This is a genomic window from Undibacterium sp. Ji50W (assembly GCF_049340445.1).
In the GTDB taxonomy this organism is placed as follows: domain Bacteria; phylum Pseudomonadota; class Gammaproteobacteria; order Burkholderiales; family Burkholderiaceae_D; genus Undibacterium.
In genome coordinates this window covers 36,028-55,817 of the sequence record NZ_JBMPOX010000006.1, presented here as the reverse complement: position 1 = coordinate 55,817, position 19,790 = coordinate 36,028, and the positions used below count along the sequence as shown (strand labels likewise).

Sequence of the window (19,790 nt, the reverse complement as noted above, 5' to 3'; positions counted from 1 at the left end):
ACTTTATTTCATGCAAAACCGTTTCCTGACTGAGGTTCTTGGCAACCGCAATAATAGCGTCATCCTAGAGCGTTGGGATGCCCTGGCACTTGCCGATGGCTGGTTAGTTGCCGGGTGTTTGTTCCAGACCATCTGGAACAAACAGGCTGGCCGCGCGCCAGAAGCGGACATCAAGGACTATGACCTGTTTTATTACGATGCCAGTGATCTGAGTGAGGCAGCAGAACAAAACGTGCAGGCGCGTGTCGACGAGGTGCTGGGCGATCTGGGAATTACGGTCGAAGCATGCAACCAGGCGCGCGTCCATCTCTGGTATGCATCTTACTTTGGCCATCCTTATGATGCACTGGCGTGCGCTTGCGATGGTATCGACCGCTTCCTTATCCCCGCCACCTGTGTCGGCATACGCCCGGATGCTATCTACGCGCCAAACGGCCTGGCCCTGCTGTACGACGGCATCCTGACGATGAATCCCCTGACGCCTTACCGCGATCTGTTTGAGAAAAAGGCCGCGTCATATCAAAGCCGCTGGCCGTGGCTGAGGACAGATCAGGGTGAGATGATCAGCGCGTCAACAAGTCTCTGATTCAGCTTCAGATTCAGCTTCAGATGCAGTCTCTGATCATCTGTGTCTGTAATTTTGCGATCCGGTCGTTGCAATGTGCATTTCATCGCATTCAATGCGATATGACTGCCCTGTACATATAGAATGCCCTGCATATTCTTTTGCGATAGGAAAACCCATGTTGAGAGTAGCGCTGCTGTTGATAGCCCTGATACCCGGTTTTGTGCTGGCGGCAGGCGAAGAACAATGGTTATTGCAGCTAGATCGCTGGGGCAATATTTCTTACCAGGCCATGACCCTGAAAGCGGCAGGCAATGTCATCAGCGGGCAACTCGATGGTGACAGCCTGACCGGCACCCGCAGTGCGGGCCGTATTCGCTTTAGTGTGACGGACAAGGATAAAGCCAGCTACACCTACAGCGGCACGGTGGGCCAGGATGCGATGCAGGGTGTGGCAGACTTTCCCGATACGAACAATCCACAGGCCAGGGCCAGCCATACTTTCAGCGCCCGTCGGCTGCCTGAGCGCCCTGCGGGGCCGGCGCGCGTCTACGACTTCCAGCCGATAGACTATTCGAATGAATTCAGCCCGCATCGCTTGCCGGTGCTGACGGTTTGGCCTGGTGATTCGGTACGCACCAAGACCATCGATTCTGGTGGCGTCGATGAACATGGTGTCACCAAAGCCTTGTATGGCAACCCGCAGACTGGTCCATTTTATGTGGCTACGGCCGAGCCGGGCGATACCCTGGTAATCCATCTGAAACGTCTGCGCCTGAACCGTGATTATGCCGACAGCCTGGACAGCATCGTCGGCAGGGCAATGGGGCCTGGCCTGGCAGCCAAAGCCGGCAATCTGGGTAAGCCGGTGCGCTGGAAGCTGGATCGTCAACGTGGTCTCGCCAGCCCGGAACAGCCGACCGAAGGCTTGCGTATGCTGAGTCTGCCGGTCCGACCCATGCTGGGTGGCCTGGCAGTGGCACCTGGCGATGGCTCACCACCCATTTCTACTGGTGACACAGGCCGTTTTGGCGGCAATATGGATTTTAATGAAGTGGTTGAAGGCAATACCGTCTACCTGCCGGTGCAGCAGCCTGGGGCCTTGCTCTACCTGGGTGATGCCCATGCCTTGCAAGGTGATGGCGAGACCTCGCAATATGCGCTGGAAACCTCGATGGACGTGGAATTTAGCGTCGAGGTTATCAAAGGCAAAGCTGTTGCGACACCCAGGGTAGAGTCACCCACGCAGATCATGGTGCTGGGTCAGGCCGGTTCACTGGACGATGCCCTGCGGGTCGCCACCAACGGCATGGTGCAGTGGCTGCAACAGGATTATGGACTCAGCCTGTCTGAATGTGCCCAGCTATTTGGCAGCGCCCTCCATTTCAGTATTCCCAATCTGGCCGGGCGCAGTGTCGGTGTGGCAGCAAAACTCGACAAGACCGTGCTGGCCACCTTGCGCCGCAAGTAAATCAACAACAGGCGATACCCGATAGCCTGGCTTGATTTTTTGCCCTGACATGATCTGACCGGACTATGCTGATCAAACGCAAGGCCTAAAGCGCATTCATGAACGCCTTGCGTATCTGCCGCCCGCATTTGACTGAGGCGGCATAGGCACCGGTGTCCTTGTCGTGGCGCGACACGATGCCGTAGTATTTTCTGTCAGGTGAAACCCAGGGGTAGAAACCCCATTTGCCAGGGCTGGAATAGGCATCGATGCTGCCCTTGCCCTGTTCGGATTCTACCCAGTGGTTATAGGAGTACGTCCAGGGTTCGTTCAGCGCCAGTATGGGTGAATACGCCACTTTGCCGGGGCAGGCTGATGGCAGTGTACACACAGCCTGGTCGCCCAGGTAGCGACCGATTTCCAATTCCTGTTTCATGATTTTTTTCAGGAAAAGGGCATAGTCAGTGGCGCTGCCCATCATGCCACCAGCCATCAGCGGGTCTAGCGGTGCCATGTTGAAACCCTTGCTGAGTCCCATGGTGTTTTGGTATTCCGTATCGAGCTGGGCGGCAGTAAAATTACCCAGGCCCATATCAACGCTGGCCAGTTTCTGGTCATGCCCACCGTCATAGTCAAACTGGTTGACAGTAGTGGGATCTGGCTGGCTGGTCTTGCCGCTGGTGCGGTCCATACCGGCGATAAAGCAGGCATTGATCGTTGTTTTACCTACACAAGCGTCTTCATCCAGGCCGGTATAGCCAGACATAAAACGCAAGCCATTGCTGATTGATGTATTGCTACGTACCTGGTCTATGCCTTTCTTTTCCAGCACATAGGCACCAAATATCCACTTCGATGCAGACGCGATATTGAAATACGTCGTTGCCGTGACACTGCCAGCACCTTGCGAGCCGGATGCCACAGGCGTGCTATCCGTCGCATTGCCGATTTCCCAGTAAAAATCACCGAGCTTGTCAGCGCTGCACAGCGGATCTGTGCTGGCAGCCGTTTTGGCGGCGGCAATCGCAGCAGCAATGTGGGGGCTGACGCTGGTGGTGCCACCCGTTGTACCCGTTGTACCTGTTGTACCGGTACTGCCCGTAGTGCTGGTAGTGCCCGTAGTGCCCGTAGTGCCCGTAGTGCCCGATACCACCGGTGGTGCAGCGGCGTTGCTACTGCCAGATCCGCCGCCGCAGGCGCTCAGCAGGCTGGAGGCAGTCGCTATGGCAGTGACGGTCAACATAGAAGAAAAAGAAGGGTAGGTCATGGTCATCTCCAGTAGCAACAAAAGCGTGGGTGAAATCTTGTAGCTACTGTAATCAGCAATTCTGTAATTTTGATGGAAGCAGTCACCGTAATCAGCACTATGGCAAAATGAAGGGAAATTCTTTGTTACTACTTGTATCAACGCCCATGATTCCTGCGACCCAAGTCCTGTTTGTCGAAGACGATCCCATGATCGCCCGTACCTTGAGCATGGGTTTGCGTTATGAGGGTTTTGTACTCAGTCATGCGGCCAGCATCGCTGCGGCCATGCAGTTTCTGCAACAGCAGGCATTTGAATTGATACTGTTGGATGTCGGCCTGCCCGATGGTGATGGCATCGTTTTATGTCGCCAATTGCGTGAACTGCATCCTGATACGCCCATACTGATGTTGTCAGCACGGTCTGATGAAAGTGCTGTGGTCGCCAGCATAGAGGGCGGGGCGGATGATTACATACGCAAGCCCTGTGGCTTGCGTGAAGTCAGCGCCCGCATGCGACGCTTGTTGACGCGTCGCCCGTCAGATACGGCAAGCCGTGCAGTGATTTGCTTTGGTACTATCCAGATGGATATTCAGCGTCGTACCGTGAATGCTGCCGGTACGTCACTGCAACTTGGCAAGAAAGAATATGATGTACTGATGTTGCTGGTGCGTGCCAACGGTGATGCCATTACGCGTCAACAGATACTGGATCAGTTTGAAGACAGCAATATCATTTACGACCGCACTATTGATTCGCACCTCAGTCATTTGCGTCGCAAATTGAAAGATGCCGGTGCCGTCGAACGCATCGTCGCCATCTATGGCGTAGGTTATAAACTGGAGTCTGCATGAGTCGTCCCCTGTGGTTACGGTTTTTGGTGATCAGCCTATTTTTCTCCGTGGTGCTGAGTCAGGTTTATTTGTGGATGATCAGGGAAGTGACAACCCGGCCCGGTGATGAAGTACAGCGCAGCATGTACCTGTTCATCGCCCGTATCGTCGAAGGCCATGACTATGCCGAGGGCTTGCGCAGGGTGCAGACGTATCGCAGCGAATCACCGGCCATCCAACTGGAAATGTGGGTAGTCAATGCCGATAATCAGGTGCTGGCCAGCAGTGTCGCCGGGGAAAAACCACCTGCCAGTTTGCTGGAACGTAAAAAGCCGGATGCCATTCATGAAGTAATGGCGCGCGGGCGTTTCTTTTCGGGCAATACGGCTTCTGCAATCGTACGTCTGCAGGCATCGGAGCCGGTTTATCTGTTGATTCACAATCCTGGTACCCCAGCCCGGGGTGCCTTTCAGACCATGGTCATCTTGTTTGTACTGACCCTGGTGGCCGCCATTTTATTGGGGCTGTTATTGCTGACCCTGTATCTGCGTGGCCGTTCTGCCGAAGCACGGCAGGTTATCCAAAGCATGGAAGCGGGCGATTTGACGGCGCGGTTTACATCTGGCCGGCTGGATGCTATCGGTGGTTTGATGCAGCACTTCAATGTCATGGCCGATGAAATACAGCGCCTGGTGATGCAATTGCAGGCAATCGAAAAAACACGGCGTGAATTATTGCAGGAACTGGGGCACGATTTGCGCACCCCGCTGACCAGCCTGCGCACGGCGATTGATACCCTGACCGTGCATGGCGATGATATGGAACAGCAGGAGCGGCAGGAATTTTTCAACGTCGTCACAAGTGAACTGGATTATTTTACCCGGCTGATCGATGATCTGTTCTTTATCGCCAATATTGATGAACCGCGTTACCGTAACCAGGCCACCAGCCTGGATCTGTGCGACTTGCTGAAAGCTGAAACCGGGCATGCAGTCCATCATCAGCATAATCAGCAGCAGACTGAAGCAGCCATCGCTTTTGAATTGCAGATCGATGCCAGCTGCGCGCAGACTGGCTATATCAATGGCGATACCTATCTGATATCCCGGCTATTGCGCAATGTGTTTGACAATGCTGCCCGGTATGCACAAAGCAGGGTACGCATACGGCTGCAGGCTGTCGCCGACACGCTGGAACTGGTGGTGGAAGACGATGGCCCCGGTATCTCTACAGACGGTATTTCGCGCTTCGGACAAAGGCGCGATACGCGGCTGATGTTCGCCGGCTTACCCAGCAGGCAATCCGGCATTTCCCTCGGACTGGGGGCGGTCATCATCAAGACCATTATCGAACTGCACGGCGGCCATGTGGAGATAGACAATGGCGAGGCCCGCAGCGAATTCCCTGGCGCGCGGCTGACGCTGGTTTTTCCGAAATGCTAGTGTCGTGTTGCACGCAGAGTGCAGCACTACGCCAGGACCAGTCAATATTGATGACTGACAGTACGTCTTGTATTCGTTGCTGAAACATGTTCTGTGTTGGTTGATGAAGTACGTTCCGTATTCGCGGATGAAGCACGTTCCGTGTTGGCCAATGATTGATTTGCAAGTATCGGTTTCAGTTGCGTATCAGTAATCCGGAAGTTTTCTCTCTTGTCGCCCATCAGAGCGCGCAAGTCCTTGATGCTGAGGCCGCTGATTTCATGCATGCTGATCAACAGCGATGCCCCGATAGGCAGGCGGTGATGACGGATTTTGCTGATCACCGGTGGTGCCACTTCCAATAGGCGGGACAAGGCCGCGTCGTTTTTTAAATGCAGACGTTTTATCAAAGCATCAAATAAATGATTGGGATCGTACTTGAACTTGTCTGATTTCAGATTGATTAAATTGACCATTTTTCTTCCTTCATAGTTGAGATTGTAAACAGGCGATTCGACCTGATGCTCATTCATGCTTATTAAGAAAACATGAAATAATGAATAGAAGATTAAAGAAGAATTAATGACCTGTATGTGCGATAACTAACACAGGGCCAAGCATCAAGCTCTAGTTATCAATGTGGCAGTTGTTAATGTGGAAGTTGTCAATCCCGCAGTTATCAATGCATCAGCCAGCAAACTCAATGCGCGCCTGACTGTGGCATCGTCCATCGCTAGTAAATTGTCACCCACATACCATTCAAACATGCATTGTCCTGGCAGGGCCGTGTGGACGGCATTATTGAATAACCATATTCCGTGTTCTTGTGCGATACGGTTGCGGATGGTGATGGCGGTTTCCCGGTCAACGGGCAGATACAGATGCAGCATATTGCATTGGGGCAGGGCCGGATTGGTCTTGAATGAGGGATAGTCGCGCAAGGTTTCAAACAGCCATTGCGTGCGGGCAAAGCAGGCGGGCAGGGCGGCCAGTCTGTCATCAAACTGCATGGCTGCCGACACCACATAAGGGCTGCGCCGGAAGATGCTGCCGCCTTGCCTGTGCATCCACACTTTTGCCCTGGCGATGAATTCTGCCTTGCCCAGTAACATGGCACCACCCAGTCCGCCTATACCTTTGTAGAACGAGACATAGGCAGTTTCAAATCCACGCGCGACATCGGCCAGACTGCGTCCGTATCCGGCGGCGGCTTCCCACAGACGGGCACCATCCATATGCAGGTGGATTTCGTTTTCAAGACACCAGGATTTGATGGCTTCCAGTTCTTCCCACGGTGGTAATTGCCCACCGATTTCTCGCATCGGTAATTCATATTGTGCTGCTGCCAGTTTTTCCGGCACGGCTTGCAAGTCTTTCAGTAACCAGGGGCGGTGCGGGTTGCCGATCTGCAGTGCATTGAAATGCCGCAGCAACTGGTAATTGCTTTTTTCATGTTGCAGGATATGTGAGCTGGCATGCAAGGCGACCAGGTCGCTACCTCTTTCTTCGCAGGCCAGTCGCAAGGCGGTGACCTGGGTCATGGTACCGGTCATGCAGAACAGGCCGGCTTCCATGCCCAGCAACGTGGCGACTTTTTGTTCAAATGCCTGTAGCAGTTCACCTTCACCATAGCTGTCATGCTGGACCTGATGTTGCTCGCACCAGGCTGCCATGCGGGCAAAAGTCTGGGCCGGGGTTTGGTACTGATGGCCGGGAAGTGTGGTGTGGCAGCTCAGGCGCAAGGCCAGAATGTCGGCGTCGGTCAAGATGGGGTCTCCCGCAATTCATTAATTGATGCACAGTATTTGATGCACGGTATTTGAGGCACAGTATTTGAGGCAAATAAGCGACGCAAATAAGCGACGCAAATAAGCGATGCAAAATGTTTCAATCCAACCTGAGTATGCCACGCCAGCAAGGCTACTTGTGAGATAAAATCTGGCCATCAACTATTCATCAACTATTTTAGAGTTTGCCCCGCTTATGTCATCTCAATCAGTGAATGCCAACAGTCCTGCCAGTTTCATTACACCGTATGAAGCCGGCAACCAAAACCAGACCACAAGCTGGGAAGACTGTATCGCGTTTTATCAACACCTGGCGGCGCAGTTTCCCGCCGTGCTGCAGTTTTCGCAAATTGGTGTATCCGATGGCGGCCGCCCGATTCATGCAGGTGTGGTGACTGCCGATGGCGTGTTTGACTGCGATCGCATCAGGCAAGAACAGCGCCCGGTGTTTTTCAATAACAATGGCATCCATCCGGGTGAGCCGGAAGGCATTGATGCCTGCATGGCTCTGGTGCGTGATTTCTGCACGCAGCCTGAACGCCTGGCGGCATTGGGGCAAACCGTCTTTTTGTTTGTCCCTGTGTATAACGTCGACGGCAGTGTGAACCGTCAGAATACCTCACGCGTGAATCAGGATGGGCCAGAACAATTCGGCTTTCGTGGCAATAGCCTGCACCTGGATCTGAACCGCGACTTCATCAAATGCGATAGCGAAAATGCCCAGGTATTCAACCGCTTCTTCAGCGAATGGAGCCCGGATGTCATGGTCGATACCCATACCTCGAATGGTGCCGATTACCATTACACCATGACCCTGATACAAACCCAGGCCGACAAACTGGGCTATGGTCTGGGGCCGTTCTTGCGCGATACCATGTTGCCAGCCATTTATGCCGACATGCAACAGCGTGGCTGGCCCACCTGCCCGTATGTGAATCCGGTCCAGGACAGCCCGGATCATGGCATAGAAGATTTTCTGGAAACGCCGCGTTTTTCCACCGGCTATGCTGCCCTGCACCACACCATCGGTTTCATGCCCGAAACCCATATGCTGAAACCCTTTGCCGACCGCTATGCATCCATGCGGGCGCTGGTGGAAAGCGTATTGGCCTTCACCGTCGCCCATGCTGCGCAGATACAGGATTTGCGCGCCAGAGCACGTCAGGCGGCCAGTCAACCACAGCAGGTGGCTGTGCACTGGGCAGCAGATCACAGCCGGCAGTCACAGTTTTTATTCAAGGGTTATAAGGCCGTATATATCCCCAGTATATTAGGCAGCTACCAGCGCCTGGCGTATGACCGCAGCCAGCCGTGGGAAAAACCGATTGCTTATTATGATCGCTTCATTGCCGACATCAGCGTACAGCAGGCAAAAGCCTACCTGATACCGCAAGCCTGGCGTGCCGTGATCGAACGCCTGCAATGGAACGGCGTGCAGATGCACAGGCTGGAACAAGACAGCAGCCTGCAGGCCGAGGTGTATCAGATACTTTCCGTTACATCACGCCCGCATGCGTATGAAGGCCATCTGTTCCATGATGAGGTGAAATTACAGGCGGTGACGCGCAACATGGCAGCGCATGCCGGTGATTATGTGGTGCCGCTGGAGCAGGATAAGGCCCGTTACATCGTCGAAACCCTGGAGCCTCAGGCGCATGACAGCTTCTTCCGCTGGGGTTTTTTCAACAGCGTGCTGGAAAAGAAGGAAGCCTATTCCGACTATGTGTTTGAAGACACCGCCAGTGAGATTCTCGCCACCGAGCCAGCGGTAAAACAGGCGTTTGAGCAATGGAAACTGGCCCACCCTGGCTTGCTTGATAATCAACAAGCCGTGCTGGATTTTATTTTTCAGGCTTGCCAGCGCTTCCATGAACCCGAATGGTGCCGTTACCCCGTGTTGCGTCTGATGGCATAAATGCTTGAAATTTGTTACAACTTTTACAGAATCATAATAGAATCTTCATGGCATTACCCTCGTTTCTTAACCCACGAAGTTAAATGGAAGGTGAATCAACATGTCTAAGTTGCTTGAATACTTGAATACGCTGGATAAAGATAGTGCTGCACTTGCAGCGCACAGAAGTGACCCGGCCACTGCCATGGGCAGTTTTGGTCTGACGAGTGAAGAACAAGCTGCCGTTATCTCTGGTGACAAAGAGGCGGTTGCCGGATTGCTGGGAATTTCTTCTGAAGATCTTCCGGCTCTTGATTCGATTGAATATTAATAACGTAGTTGAAACAATTCTCCGGTATAAGCGATGATTTCAGGCTTGAAGTTAAAATTTTTCACGGCCATCTTGCTTGTTACCGGACTTTGCGCAAGTGTGCAAGTTGCTGCACGCGAATCTGATAACGTGGATGGAATGCTCACCCAATTGGCGCAGGAAATCAGAAATGCGCCCGATGTCGTATCCACCACGATCAGCCGTTTAAACGAACTGGAACCGACGTTTAGCGAAGCACAAAGAAACCGCTTTTACTTGCTTTCTGCTTCCGCGTATGGCTACAAAGGGCGCCATAAAGAACGTGTCGAACTGGTCGAATCACGTTTGAATTTTGTCAAAGACCCCGATTTCCGCGTGCGTTTTCTTTATCAGTTATCTTCTGGCTATACCAGCCTGGGCGAATATGAAAAAGCATTGGTGGCCATCAATGAAAGCATCATCCTGCTGCCAAAATTAACGAATCAGATTGCCAAGGTGGATACACTGCAGGCAGCGATTACCTTGCTTAATTCCCTGCGCGCCTATGACGAAGCACTGGTCTATGCCGACCGCATGTTGGCCTTGGATGTTGATCTCGACAAAAGTAGCTCAAGGTGCGTAGGCATGGGGGATCTGGTGGAAATCAACTTCCTGAAAGGTGAGCGACAAAAGGCAAGATCACTTTTGCCAGAAGCCATTTCAGTTTGTGAAACCCAGGGGCGAAATTTTTTCGCGCTTTTGTTGCAGACACTGGCTTGCATAGACCTGATTGATTCTGGCAATTATCAACAGGGTAAAGGTGCCGGTCTGGCCTTGTTGACCGAATTTTCCAAAACTACCCAAAGCTCGGATTACCTGACCATGCTGGAAGAAGCGATGGCTCGCGCCTTTCTGCATACCGACAACCTGGAACAGGCCGAACGCTATGGCCTGCAAGCCTACCAGCATGCCAAATCTGGCAGTGCCGTTCAGATCATGGAAAAAACCGCCGAGACCATGGCCAGCATCAAGCGTGCACAAGGGCAATTTGCCGGTTCACTGGAATATTTTGAAACGGCACTGGCATTGAAAAACCGTGTTCTGGATGACCAGTTGCATAAAAACCTGGCTTTTCAGCGCGTTAAATTTGATACCCAGGATAAAGCCAATCAATTGAGCCTGCTGGAACAGAAAAATAAAATCCTCGCCGTTGAGCGTGAGCTGGAAAAGAAAAGTAACCAGAATTTATGGCTGGTCATCATCCTCGTCGCCATCATCATGGTGTTGATGATTTTGTGGCTGATCAAGACCCTGCAACAGAAAAACCAGTTCCGTGAATTCTCGCAGACAGATGGTTTGACCCAGGCTGCCAACCGCATGCATTTCATGACCTCATCGAATGAGGCCTTCAAAATGCGTACTGGCAGCATGAGCATCATTTTGTTTGATATGGATTTGTTCAAGAATATTAATGATTCTTTTGGCCACGCCACCGGCGACTGGGTGTTGAAGAATGTATGCGAAACCATCAAGACCCATTTGCGCAAAGAAGATTTGTTCGGGCGTCTGGGCGGTGAAGAGTTTGGTATCTGCATGCCTGATTCAAATCAGTCATCTGCCTTGCAACTGGCAGAACGTTGTCGCATGGCTATCGCCATGATAGACACCGAACCCAGCGGTTATCGTTTCCCGCTGTCGGCCAGTTTTGGTGTTGCCACAGTAGACAGTAATGGCTTATCAAGCTTTGAGTCCACACTGGAAGCGGCAGACAAGGCTTTGTACAATTCCAAGGCAGAAGGGCGTAACTGCGTGACGGTGTATCGCTAGTTATCCGCAATACCAAACGTTAAATATTGTAAAAAAATAGGTGATTTACTGCTTGAAAAAGTGGTATAGAATTCTTGATGACGATATCGCCACATGCTTTGCCCGGCACGGAAAATGGTATGTCCAGGCGCATGGATTTTTTGTATGCTTCAGATGCAAATAAATGCGGCTCTGATACATGCTTATAAAAGGAAGCTTCAACAGGCAGAAGCCGCAACAGGCGACCTGCGATGTTGATTTATCGGTTGATGAACAAGCGGTTTTGTTGAAGCAGGATAGAAAAGAGATTTTTGCTTTCCTGGATATCCCGTTCAAGAATTTCGATTCATTGGATACGACAGGAACTTCTTTCGATCTGGGTGATAGCAGGATGCGTTTTGAGGAGGAGGCCGTTGTCGGCTGGTGACAGTTCTGTTGTTTTCTTTCACTGAAGAAAAGCTGCAAAGAAAATAGTCAAAAAAATGAGCGAGGCAGAAGCTGCTTGCTTTGCTCATGGTAGTTCAATCCCTATGTGGCGATGCACAAAGTTGTCCTTATTGTAAAGTCTATGACAAATCAAACTCAAGGTTCACTGGTCTGTGTGGGTACCGGCATGCGTATGGGAGGGCAATTAACGCCCATCGCGCAAAGCTATATTGAAAATTTCGATATCGTGATTGCCGCCATACCAAATGTCTTCGCCCGCAAATGGTTGCAAGGTGTGGCCAAGGAATATGTCTGTCTCAACGATCATTACGACGACACCAAAGTGGACGGCAAGACCCGCCGCGACACTTATCGCCGCATGGCCGATACCATCTTGAAAGAAGTCAGGGCGGGCAAGAAAGTGTGCGCTGCTTTTTATGGCCACCCTGGCATTTTTGCCTGCATCTCGCATATGGCAATCGCCGAGGCACGGGCAGAAGGCTTTGAAGCGCATATGGAACCCGGCATTTCAGCACTGGATTGCCTGGTAGCAGACCTGGGCATAGACCCCGCCAACAATGGCATGCAATCCATGGAAAGCACGCAGTTCATGATTTATCAAAAACAGATAGACCCGTCGGCGCTGCTGATTTTATGGCAGATAGGCATCGCCGGTGATCTGAGCCTGAAACGCTTTGACACCGAACCAGCGCACTTGCAGATCGTGGTGGATAAACTGAGCCGCAGCTATCCACTCGATCATGAAGTGATACTGTATGAAGCCGCAACCGACCCGCTGGAAAAAACCCGCATGGAAAAACTGCGCCTGCGTGATTTGCCACAGGCAGCTTTCCGGCAAGTCACGACCCTGGTGATACCGCCGGCAAAAGCGATGGAAAAAGACCTGCCCGTGATTGAGCAGTTGAACGCACTGGCAGCACAAAGAAATCAGGTGCAACAGGTGCAGGTGCCTTGATCAGGCAGAAACTGGACGGGGCGACAAGTTTCCATGGTTAATTATTTCCGTGTGGAAATTTTCGTAAATCATTTAACAAATTTCGTTAAAAAATACTTTTCGGGTTACAAATATCCGCTTTCAATTTGATTTGCTCTTATTTAGAATTGGTCGCAGAAGACAAAATGGTTTGTCGACATGTTGGGGGATCCTATGAAACAAATGCTTAAGAACACAATTATTGGTCTGGCTTTGGCCGGTGGTTTGTCAGTCGCTTACGCTGAAGGCGTGGACACTACTGTCGATGGCATCTTCACTGCCTTGACCAGCAGCTCCAACCTGCAGGCAACGGTAGACAGCCTGGTGGCCAGCGGCGCCAATCCACAATCCATCATTTCCGTAGCGGCGGCTGCCGGCATCCCTCTGGATACCGTCAAGGATTTGCAGGTCTGCAGCAATTCTGCACCTGATGCGACCGTATTGAGTGCTTCCTGCCTCAGGCAGCGCAGCGTGGTGACTGCCTATGCCGCAGGCGTCAATGATCCGATGAAATACCTGCCAGCAACTGCTGCCGGCAAGCGTCAAAGCAAAGACGTTACCAAAACCAACTAAGCAAACTTAGCAAACCAAGCAAACCAAGTTTTTGCTGGATATAAAAAAGGCAGGCATGCTGAACATGTCTGCCTTTTGTCGTTCTGGCCCACCGCAGGGCGGCTGGTGTTGCCCTGAATAGCTACTCAGGCTTTCTTCCTGAGTGGGACCAGCAATTCGCCCAGGTTATTGTGGTCGATCTCGTACATCAATTCCAGCAGGCGGCCTATCTCCCCCTTGGGGAAACCTTCCCGCGCAAACCAGCCCAGATAATGCCCGGGCAAGTCGGCAATGACGGTGTCCTTGTATTTGCCATAGGGCATCTTGAAACTCAACAGGCGTTGCAGGTCATCAGCTTGCATGGGATTCATCCGTCCTGGTCATTGTCCTGATCATGGTCCTGGCCATTAATCCTCACATTAATCATCGGATTGTTTGACCACTGTTTCCGGTGTGGTCACCGGCGTGGCAGCCTGGGTTGCGGGTGTGGATGCAGGTGCCGTGACGGTTTTCTTGTCTTCTTCAGTGTCTGGCATGTAAGGCACGCTGTCGAGGTAACGTTCTAACAGTTCAAAGAATTGTTCATAAAATTGGCCCGTAGGGATGGTTTCGCTGGCGACCTTGACCAGGGCATCATCCGTAGAACCAAAGGGCAGCGATACCGAACCGATGGCGCTGACACCGATGCTGGCCGAGGTATTGCTTTTCTTTAAAGAGTAACGGTCACGTATGGCATTCGCAAATACGGTAGTGCTATTGCTGCCCTTGCTGTCCGCCACGCAGACGACATTGAACTCGATCTCTGCATGCACATCGGCATCCGGCTGGTATTTTCTGCGGCCCTTGAGGACAGAAGGTTTCCAGTCACTGATGACATAACCCTGGCTCAGCAGGGCACGGCGGGCTGATTCGCAGGCAGTTTTTTCACTACCGGGAAAGCTGCGGGTAAATACGCCAGTGGCACCAAATTCTTCATGCTGGATACCAGCATGTTTGCCGGTGCTGGTACAGGCACTCAGTAGGGTCAGGGACAGTACGACAGGTAATAATACAAAGCGGTGGATCATCTTGATTTCTATTTTTTTGTTTCATTTACTGCATGAAGAGTACGGGGAGCCGGGGAGCACGCGGATAGCGGCAGCAAGCCAGCCTGTCGGTATCAGGCCAATGCTTCTTTGGCGGCTTCTTCCGGGCTGAGGCCATCAAAGAATAAGTCAGTGAACCATTCGATCTGTTCTTCTATGTGATCTTGTGCCTGATGCACAGTGGCACCACCGGCAACCAGAAAACCTTCCACTTCCGTACACCAGGCAATCAGCGCCTCGGTTTCCGGGTCTAGTTCATTTTTTTTAGCCATGATGTGTCTTTCTTGCAATTCCAGCAAATCGCTGCATAACCGGCATTTTAACTTGCCAGCCTGTTAGAGGTGTTACCAGTTGGTTACCGTATGTGTCACATTATTAATACATAACGCGGCTGCAGGGGATTTGGGTGACAGGGTGAGCAAAAATTTAAGACCGGAAGGTCCAATGAAGACCGTAAAGCTCAACACGAGGAAGGAATGATCTTCTGCAAAAGATCATCGTTTCGTAAGCCAGCAACATGTTGCTTGAATTCCTCACCACACCACAGAGGGAGCACAGAGAAATTCTTTTTTGTTTGCCTTCCCTTTGCCAAAAGTTGATAAAGAAGTCTTTTTTAGAAATGCAGACATTGAACGTAATTTGAAAATGCGCTTTTCTCTGTACCTAATCAACGCGCGACATGGCGGTGCAATCAGGCATTCATTTTTGGCGAGTGACAGCTTCATAATGAATTTCTTTTTAAATAACGTTTGTGCTGATCGTAGCCATAATCGCAATGAGAAATTTAATAATTTTTTATTAATTTATTTATCAAAATGAAAGATAATATTAATAAGAATTTCTTTGAATGGATTTTACTGGATGTTTATTCAGTGCAAAGGATTTTATCGTTTCTCGATATGACTTTGTAGAGAAATAATATGAGTGAATGCTTTTTAGAAATAGAATCAATTCGTTTAGATTGTCATTGCTTATATAACTGTCAAATGACAATAGTTAAAGATAAATTTATAAATTCTATGGAGTGAATATGGGAGGCGGACAAACAAAAAATGCTGCATTAACAACGGCACTTGCCTTCCACTACCAAGTATTGATTGGTCTTGAACGATGCTTTGCTTTGCAGGAAGGTCAATCTGTTTGTTTCGAACGAGATGGTGATGTCAGTTTGGTAGGGAATTCACCGGATGAATCCAAGCAAGAAGAGGTTAAACACTATGCAGATGCCTTGACCGATCACCATGAAAATCTCTGGAAAACATTGAGTAATTGGCTTGCTCCTGAATTCGACCATGTGTGCTACGGCTCGTTGGTATTGCATACGACTCAGTCGTTTGGTGCTACGTCGTCCTTAAAAAATTGGAATCAAGAAAATATTGAACAACGTGTAAAGATTTTGACAGATATTTTCGAAACAAGGACCCCAGAGGAATTGACGGCGGATAAGCCAAAACCTATTGTTCAACTGCAAAAAACTGTTATGACTGTCGAACAAAAAAAACTGAAAGAAGTATTAAGTAAGGTCACATTATTTACTGAAGCTGACGATGAAACATCGATTCGAAAAAAGATATCAGCCCATTTAGTTAACATACCTAAAAATAATCAGCTAAGTTATTTGCATGGCATTGTAGGATTTGTATATGAGAGCGCCAACTATACAAAATGGGAAATATCCCAATATGCATTTCATGAGAAGTGTGTAGAACTTACGTCTACCTATTGTCGAAGAAGTTTTACGCTGCCTCCGTTCACAGGTAGAGAAGCGACAAAGCAGGAAATCGATTGCCATGAGGAGAAACTCTTTGTACAGAAAGTTCAATGCATTGAGTATAGCGAAGTGATTCCAGACGCAGTTGGTAATTGGATCGAGCTACACAATTCGTTAAATACGGAGTTGGATGGGGCACCTCAGTTTCGTAGAGCTACTAACCAATATCAAGCTCAGCTCATCCAACAATTTATGAGAAAACACTCACACAAAAAACGAAATTGTATTGATTCGATTCGTGATTCTAAAAACTTGTATGATGAAATTATTTCAGAAACACCTGCTCCCATGGAGGGTGGCAGTTACACTCCGCCTCTTGTGTATAAAAATGGATTGATCCATGACGCTATGGACAATGAAGAGAAAAACTTGCATTGGAGAGTTGATCCATGACTAGTTTGGTTGACGCGTTATATGTCACGAAATATAACCCTTTTAAATACGGTGAGTTCGTGGCTTCTTTTTACTCTGAATTGACCAATGTAGAAAACAACTTACTCCTCGCACCTTTGATCGTACCATTATGTAGCCACCACGTTTTTTCGGGGAAATTATCAAATGCTAAATTTGGCGTGAAAAGTAAAAGTACAGTATGGACAATATTTAGTGATAGAGAGCTTTTATATGACCTTCAAGAACGCTTAGACGACTTTAAAATTTTGACGGATCAGAGCTTGCAATATTGCTTGGCCAATGATTGGTTAGAGATTGAAATAAAAATGCTTAATGTTATTCGATTGAACCCAGAAGAGGCGACATTCGTGAAGCAAAAAAGTGCGGCAAATTTGGGAACATTATTTAGCAATCTTTCTGTGATTGATATCTATGCGCTGTTAGGAGCGACGCCTCGATGAAAGCATATATACACGAAATGGGTGTAATCGATAAAATTGGTGAAGCACACACAGTTCGATTCAAACAAGGTCTAAATGTTGTTACTGGAAAGTCGTCAACAGGTAAAAGTGCGTTGATTGAAATTTTTGATTATTGCTTTGGCAGTGCTGAATATACAGTACCCAAAGGAGTAATCACTGATAGTGCTGCGCTCTACTACATATATTTGAATGTGAATGACCAAGATATAGTACTAGGTCGTTCACCGGATGGCGACAATAGAGCATTTTTTAGACGTGAGGATGGGTATCATCCAGAAAAAATCAATCTGCATTATTTTGTCAAATCTCATTTCAGATCGTTATCTGATTTCAAAAAACATGTGAGAAGCCTGTTTTTAGATATAGATGACGTTGATGACTCTTTAGCCGCAAGAGAAAATAGGCGTTTTTCTGCGAAAGCCCCAACGCCATCTATTCGCAGTTTTGCTTCATTTATGCTACAGCATCAAAACTTAGTAGCTAACAAACATGCTCTATTTTATCGTTTTGACGAAAAAGAAAAACGAGATCAAGTCATTGAGCATACCAAGATATTTTTGGGTTTGGTCGATCAGAAATTTTTTCATTTATCTCAAGAAAGAGAACGCTTAACTATCGAAATGAATCGAATAAAGCGTGAGCAGGAAAACAACGGTAAATTGGCAAAAAATCAGCAGCAAAAAATAGAGCCGGTACTTCTCCATCTTTATGCGGCTATGGGATTTTCTGAAAACCCTATTTCTCTTCAAGATATTCTTCGCCATCCCCAGGACGCGAAAGCGAAACTTGAGAAAATTATTCGTCCCGAGAATATTGTTCCCTTATCTGATGCTATTACACAGCGGCATCTTAAGTTACAACAAGAGTTGTCTATAAAAACTTCAAGTTTGCGTAAATTGCAACGCCATCGTGGACTAATAAAACAGCATATCGGCGAAGAAGAAATATTTGTGACTCAAAATGCGAACCGCACATCAGTTGAGGCTGTTCAGATTGCAAAATCAGTTTGCCCGTTCTGCCATACTGAGCATGAGCAACTACAACAAAGTGCGCAGTATTTACAACAAGCCATTTCCAAGCTTTCAAATAATCTAGTGCAAGTGAAACCAATGCGTGCGAAATTTGAATCCTCGCTTGTTCAGGTACAAAGAGAAATTGAAGGACTATCTAAAGAAGTATTTGGCGTGGCAGAGCAAATCACGGAAATTGAAAAATCTGAAAAGATACTGAATGAGAAAAAGAGCCTTTACGAGTCTATTTTAAACTCTAAAGCTAATTTATATATGTTGCTTGATTCGTTAAATCTAGCAGATGATGTTGACGTTGAAAATCGCTTAAAAGAAGCTAGAAAAGCGCTTCAGAAGATAGAATTGGAGTTGAAAAAATATGATTACAAGGATGGACTCAGTAAAGCCGATGACTCGGTAAATGCCATGATGAAAGAAATTGGAGCGCGTTTCGAATTTGAAGATAGCTATAAACCCATTAACCTTCATTTTTCTTTTGAAACATTTGACCTATATCATTTAACTCCTAAAGGCGAAAAGATTTTCCTGCGCTCAATGGGGAGTGGCGCAAATTGGCTTTATTGTCATGTTACACTTTTCCTTGCACTCCATAAGTACTTCGCGTCTTTAGGTGAACAATGCGCTATCCCATCGATTTTATTCTTGGATCAACCTACGCAAGTATATTTCCCGAGTTTTAAATTTGACAAATCAGATAAATTCGACAAAGACACGATTAAAAATTTAGAGCATCGAGATGACAGGCAGATTGATGATGATATGGCCGCCGTAGAAAATCTCTTCAGTCAATTGTCTATTTATTGTACGAAGACTGAACAGGAGTATGGTTTTTCACCTCAGATCATAGTAACCGACCATGCGGATGACCTGAAGCTATCAGATGGTAAAAAGTTTGAAACGTTTGTTAATAATAATAGATGGCGAAACAGAGGATTGATAGATCCAGTCCCTATTGAATAGTTCTTGCGAACGCATTGCATAGCATTAGTTTAATTGTGTTGCTTGGATTCTATTTTGAAAAGGTCTTGCAGTTAAAAACTACCCGCAAATTGATAGCGCTTGCCCGGGTGCCACATGGTGACGCTGGTGGCGATCATGCCTTGGGAGCGGGTTTTTCTGTGCAGGACCAGGCAGGCTTCTTTGGTCGGGATGTGCAGCATGTCGGCGATTAGTTTGGTGGGTAGCACGGCTTCGATGCGGTAATCGACGCCTTGCAGGGGGGCGACGGCGACCAGGTATTCATTCGGCGTCATGCTGCTGAAATCTTGTTGCAGGTATTCCGGCGTCACGCTGGAATTGACCCAGCGGTCTTCGACCTGTATCGCCACTTCGTTTTCAAAATGGACAATGACCGAATGAAACAGCGGATGCCCGGCCTTGACCTGGAATTCTGCTGCCAGTAGTTCGGTCGCGGCTTCTGCCTTCAGTTCATGCAATTCGCTGCGGTGGGCATGGCCACGGGAACGGATTTCTTCGGCGATGCTTTTGATTTCCACCAGCGTGGCCTGGTATTTTTGTTGCGCCACATACGTGCCGGAACCCTGTATGCGCGTCAGTATCTGCTCGCTGGTCAATTCACGTATGGCACGGTTGACTGTCATGCGCGACACCCCAAACCGGCCAGCCAGCGTGGTTTCCGCCGGAATGACATCGCCTTCTTTCCACTTGCCTGACTGGATTTCCTTCAGCAGGGTATCTTTGATCACTTGAAAGGCTGGGATATCTGGCTTGCTGGGTTTCACAGGATGGGCGGCGCTAGAAAAATGGG

General features: G+C 49.0%; 19 protein-coding genes and 1 pseudogene. 13 read left to right on the top strand and 7 right to left on the bottom strand.

The window, feature by feature from the left end; all coding sequences use genetic code 11:
- The first annotated feature begins 10 nt into the window (after positions 1–10).
- Positions 11–586, top strand: coding sequence for a nucleotidyltransferase family protein (locus ACO0K9_RS11400; RefSeq protein WP_422984880.1), 576 nt, complete (start codon positions 11–13; stop codon positions 584–586).
- A 157-nt stretch (positions 587–743) separates the two neighbouring features.
- Positions 744–2,036 carry an acetamidase/formamidase family protein gene (locus ACO0K9_RS11395; RefSeq protein WP_422984878.1) on the top strand — a complete coding sequence of 431 codons (1,293 nt, stop codon included), beginning with the start codon at positions 744–746 and terminating at the stop codon, positions 2,034–2,036.
- A gap of 85 nt (positions 2,037–2,121) precedes the next feature.
- Here the strand turns inward: ACO0K9_RS11395 and ACO0K9_RS11390 are convergent, their stop codons facing one another.
- Positions 2,122–3,282: a hypothetical protein gene (locus ACO0K9_RS11390; protein WP_422984876.1), complete on the bottom strand. Its 1,161-nt coding sequence runs from the start codon at positions 3,280–3,282 to the stop codon at positions 2,122–2,124.
- A 146-nt stretch (positions 3,283–3,428) separates the two neighbouring features.
- Between ACO0K9_RS11390 and ACO0K9_RS11385 the strand changes: the two genes are divergently transcribed.
- Positions 3,429–4,115 carry a response regulator transcription factor gene (locus tag ACO0K9_RS11385; RefSeq protein ID WP_422984874.1) on the top strand — a complete coding sequence of 229 codons (687 nt, stop codon included), beginning with the start codon at positions 3,429–3,431 and terminating at the stop codon, positions 4,113–4,115.
- The gene (locus tag ACO0K9_RS11380; protein ID WP_422984872.1) at positions 4,112–5,536 is read left to right on the top strand and encodes an ATP-binding protein; all 1,425 of its coding nucleotides are present in this window, start codon (positions 4,112–4,114) and stop codon (positions 5,534–5,536) included. The genes ACO0K9_RS11385 and ACO0K9_RS11380 overlap by 4 nt, the downstream gene beginning before the upstream one ends.
- 170 nt (positions 5,537–5,706) lie before the next feature.
- Here the strand turns inward: ACO0K9_RS11380 and ACO0K9_RS11375 are convergent.
- Together ACO0K9_RS11375 and ACO0K9_RS11370 are read right to left on the bottom strand one after the other, a co-directional pair.
- A pseudogene (locus ACO0K9_RS11375) lies at positions 5,707–5,991 on the bottom strand (hypothetical protein); the annotation flags it as partial.
- 144 nt (positions 5,992–6,135) lie between these two features.
- Positions 6,136–7,281, bottom strand: coding sequence for a threonine aldolase family protein (locus ACO0K9_RS11370; RefSeq protein WP_422984870.1), 1,146 nt, complete (start codon positions 7,279–7,281; stop codon positions 6,136–6,138).
- 217 nt (positions 7,282–7,498) lie between these two features.
- On the opposite strand from ACO0K9_RS11370, the gene ACO0K9_RS11365 reads away from it, so the two are divergent.
- From ACO0K9_RS11365 to ACO0K9_RS11340, 6 genes are all read left to right on the top strand, one after another.
- Positions 7,499–9,217 carry a M14 family zinc carboxypeptidase gene (locus ACO0K9_RS11365; protein ID WP_422984868.1) on the top strand — a complete coding sequence of 573 codons (1,719 nt, stop codon included), beginning with the start codon at positions 7,499–7,501 and terminating at the stop codon, positions 9,215–9,217.
- A gap of 100 nt (positions 9,218–9,317) precedes the next feature.
- The gene (locus tag ACO0K9_RS11360; protein ID WP_422984866.1) at positions 9,318–9,527 is read left to right on the top strand and encodes a hypothetical protein; all 210 of its coding nucleotides are present in this window, start codon (positions 9,318–9,320) and stop codon (positions 9,525–9,527) included.
- Positions 9,528–9,665: 138 nt separating this feature from the next.
- A complete protein-coding gene (locus tag ACO0K9_RS11355) occupies positions 9,666–11,312 on the top strand; it encodes a GGDEF domain-containing protein (RefSeq protein ID WP_422984864.1) in 1,647 nt (548 codons plus the stop codon).
- A 178-nt stretch (positions 11,313–11,490) separates the two neighbouring features.
- Positions 11,491–11,718, top strand: coding sequence for a hypothetical protein (locus tag ACO0K9_RS11350; protein ID WP_422984862.1), 228 nt, complete (start codon positions 11,491–11,493; stop codon positions 11,716–11,718).
- 141 nt (positions 11,719–11,859) lie between these two features.
- The gene (locus ACO0K9_RS11345; RefSeq protein ID WP_422984861.1) at positions 11,860–12,693 is read left to right on the top strand and encodes an SAM-dependent methyltransferase; all 834 of its coding nucleotides are present in this window, start codon (positions 11,860–11,862) and stop codon (positions 12,691–12,693) included.
- Positions 12,694–12,894: 201 nt separating this feature from the next.
- Complete coding sequence (locus ACO0K9_RS11340) at positions 12,895–13,284, top strand: hypothetical protein (RefSeq protein WP_422984860.1); 390 nt, start codon at positions 12,895–12,897, stop codon at positions 13,282–13,284.
- A 125-nt stretch (positions 13,285–13,409) separates the two neighbouring features.
- Here ACO0K9_RS11340 and ACO0K9_RS11335 read toward each other — a convergent pair whose 3' ends face one another.
- From ACO0K9_RS11335 to ACO0K9_RS11325, 3 genes are all read right to left on the bottom strand, one after another.
- On the bottom strand, positions 13,410–13,625 hold the full coding sequence (locus ACO0K9_RS11335) for a DUF3820 family protein (RefSeq protein WP_422974847.1): 216 nt from the start codon (positions 13,623–13,625) through the stop codon (positions 13,410–13,412).
- 57 nt (positions 13,626–13,682) lie between these two features.
- Positions 13,683–14,330, bottom strand: a complete 648-nt coding sequence (locus ACO0K9_RS11330; protein WP_422984858.1) for a DUF2242 domain-containing protein — start codon at positions 14,328–14,330, stop codon at positions 13,683–13,685.
- 92 nt (positions 14,331–14,422) lie between these two features.
- Entirely contained in the window at positions 14,423–14,620 is a 198-nt protein-coding gene (locus ACO0K9_RS11325; RefSeq protein WP_422974851.1) for a hypothetical protein, read from the bottom strand.
- 758 nt (positions 14,621–15,378) lie between these two features.
- On the opposite strand from ACO0K9_RS11325, the gene ACO0K9_RS11320 reads away from it, so the two are divergent.
- Genes ACO0K9_RS11320 through ACO0K9_RS11310 form a run of 3 tightly spaced genes read left to right on the top strand, consistent with a single transcriptional unit; the run spans position 15,379 to position 18,982 of the window.
- Positions 15,379–16,512 carry a hypothetical protein gene (locus tag ACO0K9_RS11320; RefSeq protein ID WP_422984856.1) on the top strand — a complete coding sequence of 378 codons (1,134 nt, stop codon included), beginning with the start codon at positions 15,379–15,381 and terminating at the stop codon, positions 16,510–16,512.
- Positions 16,509–16,973: a three component ABC system middle component gene (locus tag ACO0K9_RS11315; protein WP_422984854.1), complete on the top strand. Its 465-nt coding sequence runs from the start codon at positions 16,509–16,511 to the stop codon at positions 16,971–16,973. Before ACO0K9_RS11320 ends, ACO0K9_RS11315 begins: the two co-directional genes overlap by 4 nt.
- Positions 16,970–18,982 carry a DUF3732 domain-containing protein gene (locus tag ACO0K9_RS11310; RefSeq protein ID WP_422984852.1) on the top strand — a complete coding sequence of 671 codons (2,013 nt, stop codon included), beginning with the start codon at positions 16,970–16,972 and terminating at the stop codon, positions 18,980–18,982. The genes ACO0K9_RS11315 and ACO0K9_RS11310 overlap by 4 nt, the downstream gene beginning before the upstream one ends.
- A 71-nt stretch (positions 18,983–19,053) precedes the next feature.
- On the opposite strand, the gene hutC is transcribed toward ACO0K9_RS11310, so the two are convergent.
- On the bottom strand, positions 19,054–19,764 hold the full coding sequence (hutC, locus tag ACO0K9_RS11305; protein WP_422984850.1) for a histidine utilization repressor: 711 nt from the start codon (positions 19,762–19,764) through the stop codon (positions 19,054–19,056).
- Between the last annotated feature and the right edge of the window lie 26 nt (positions 19,765–19,790).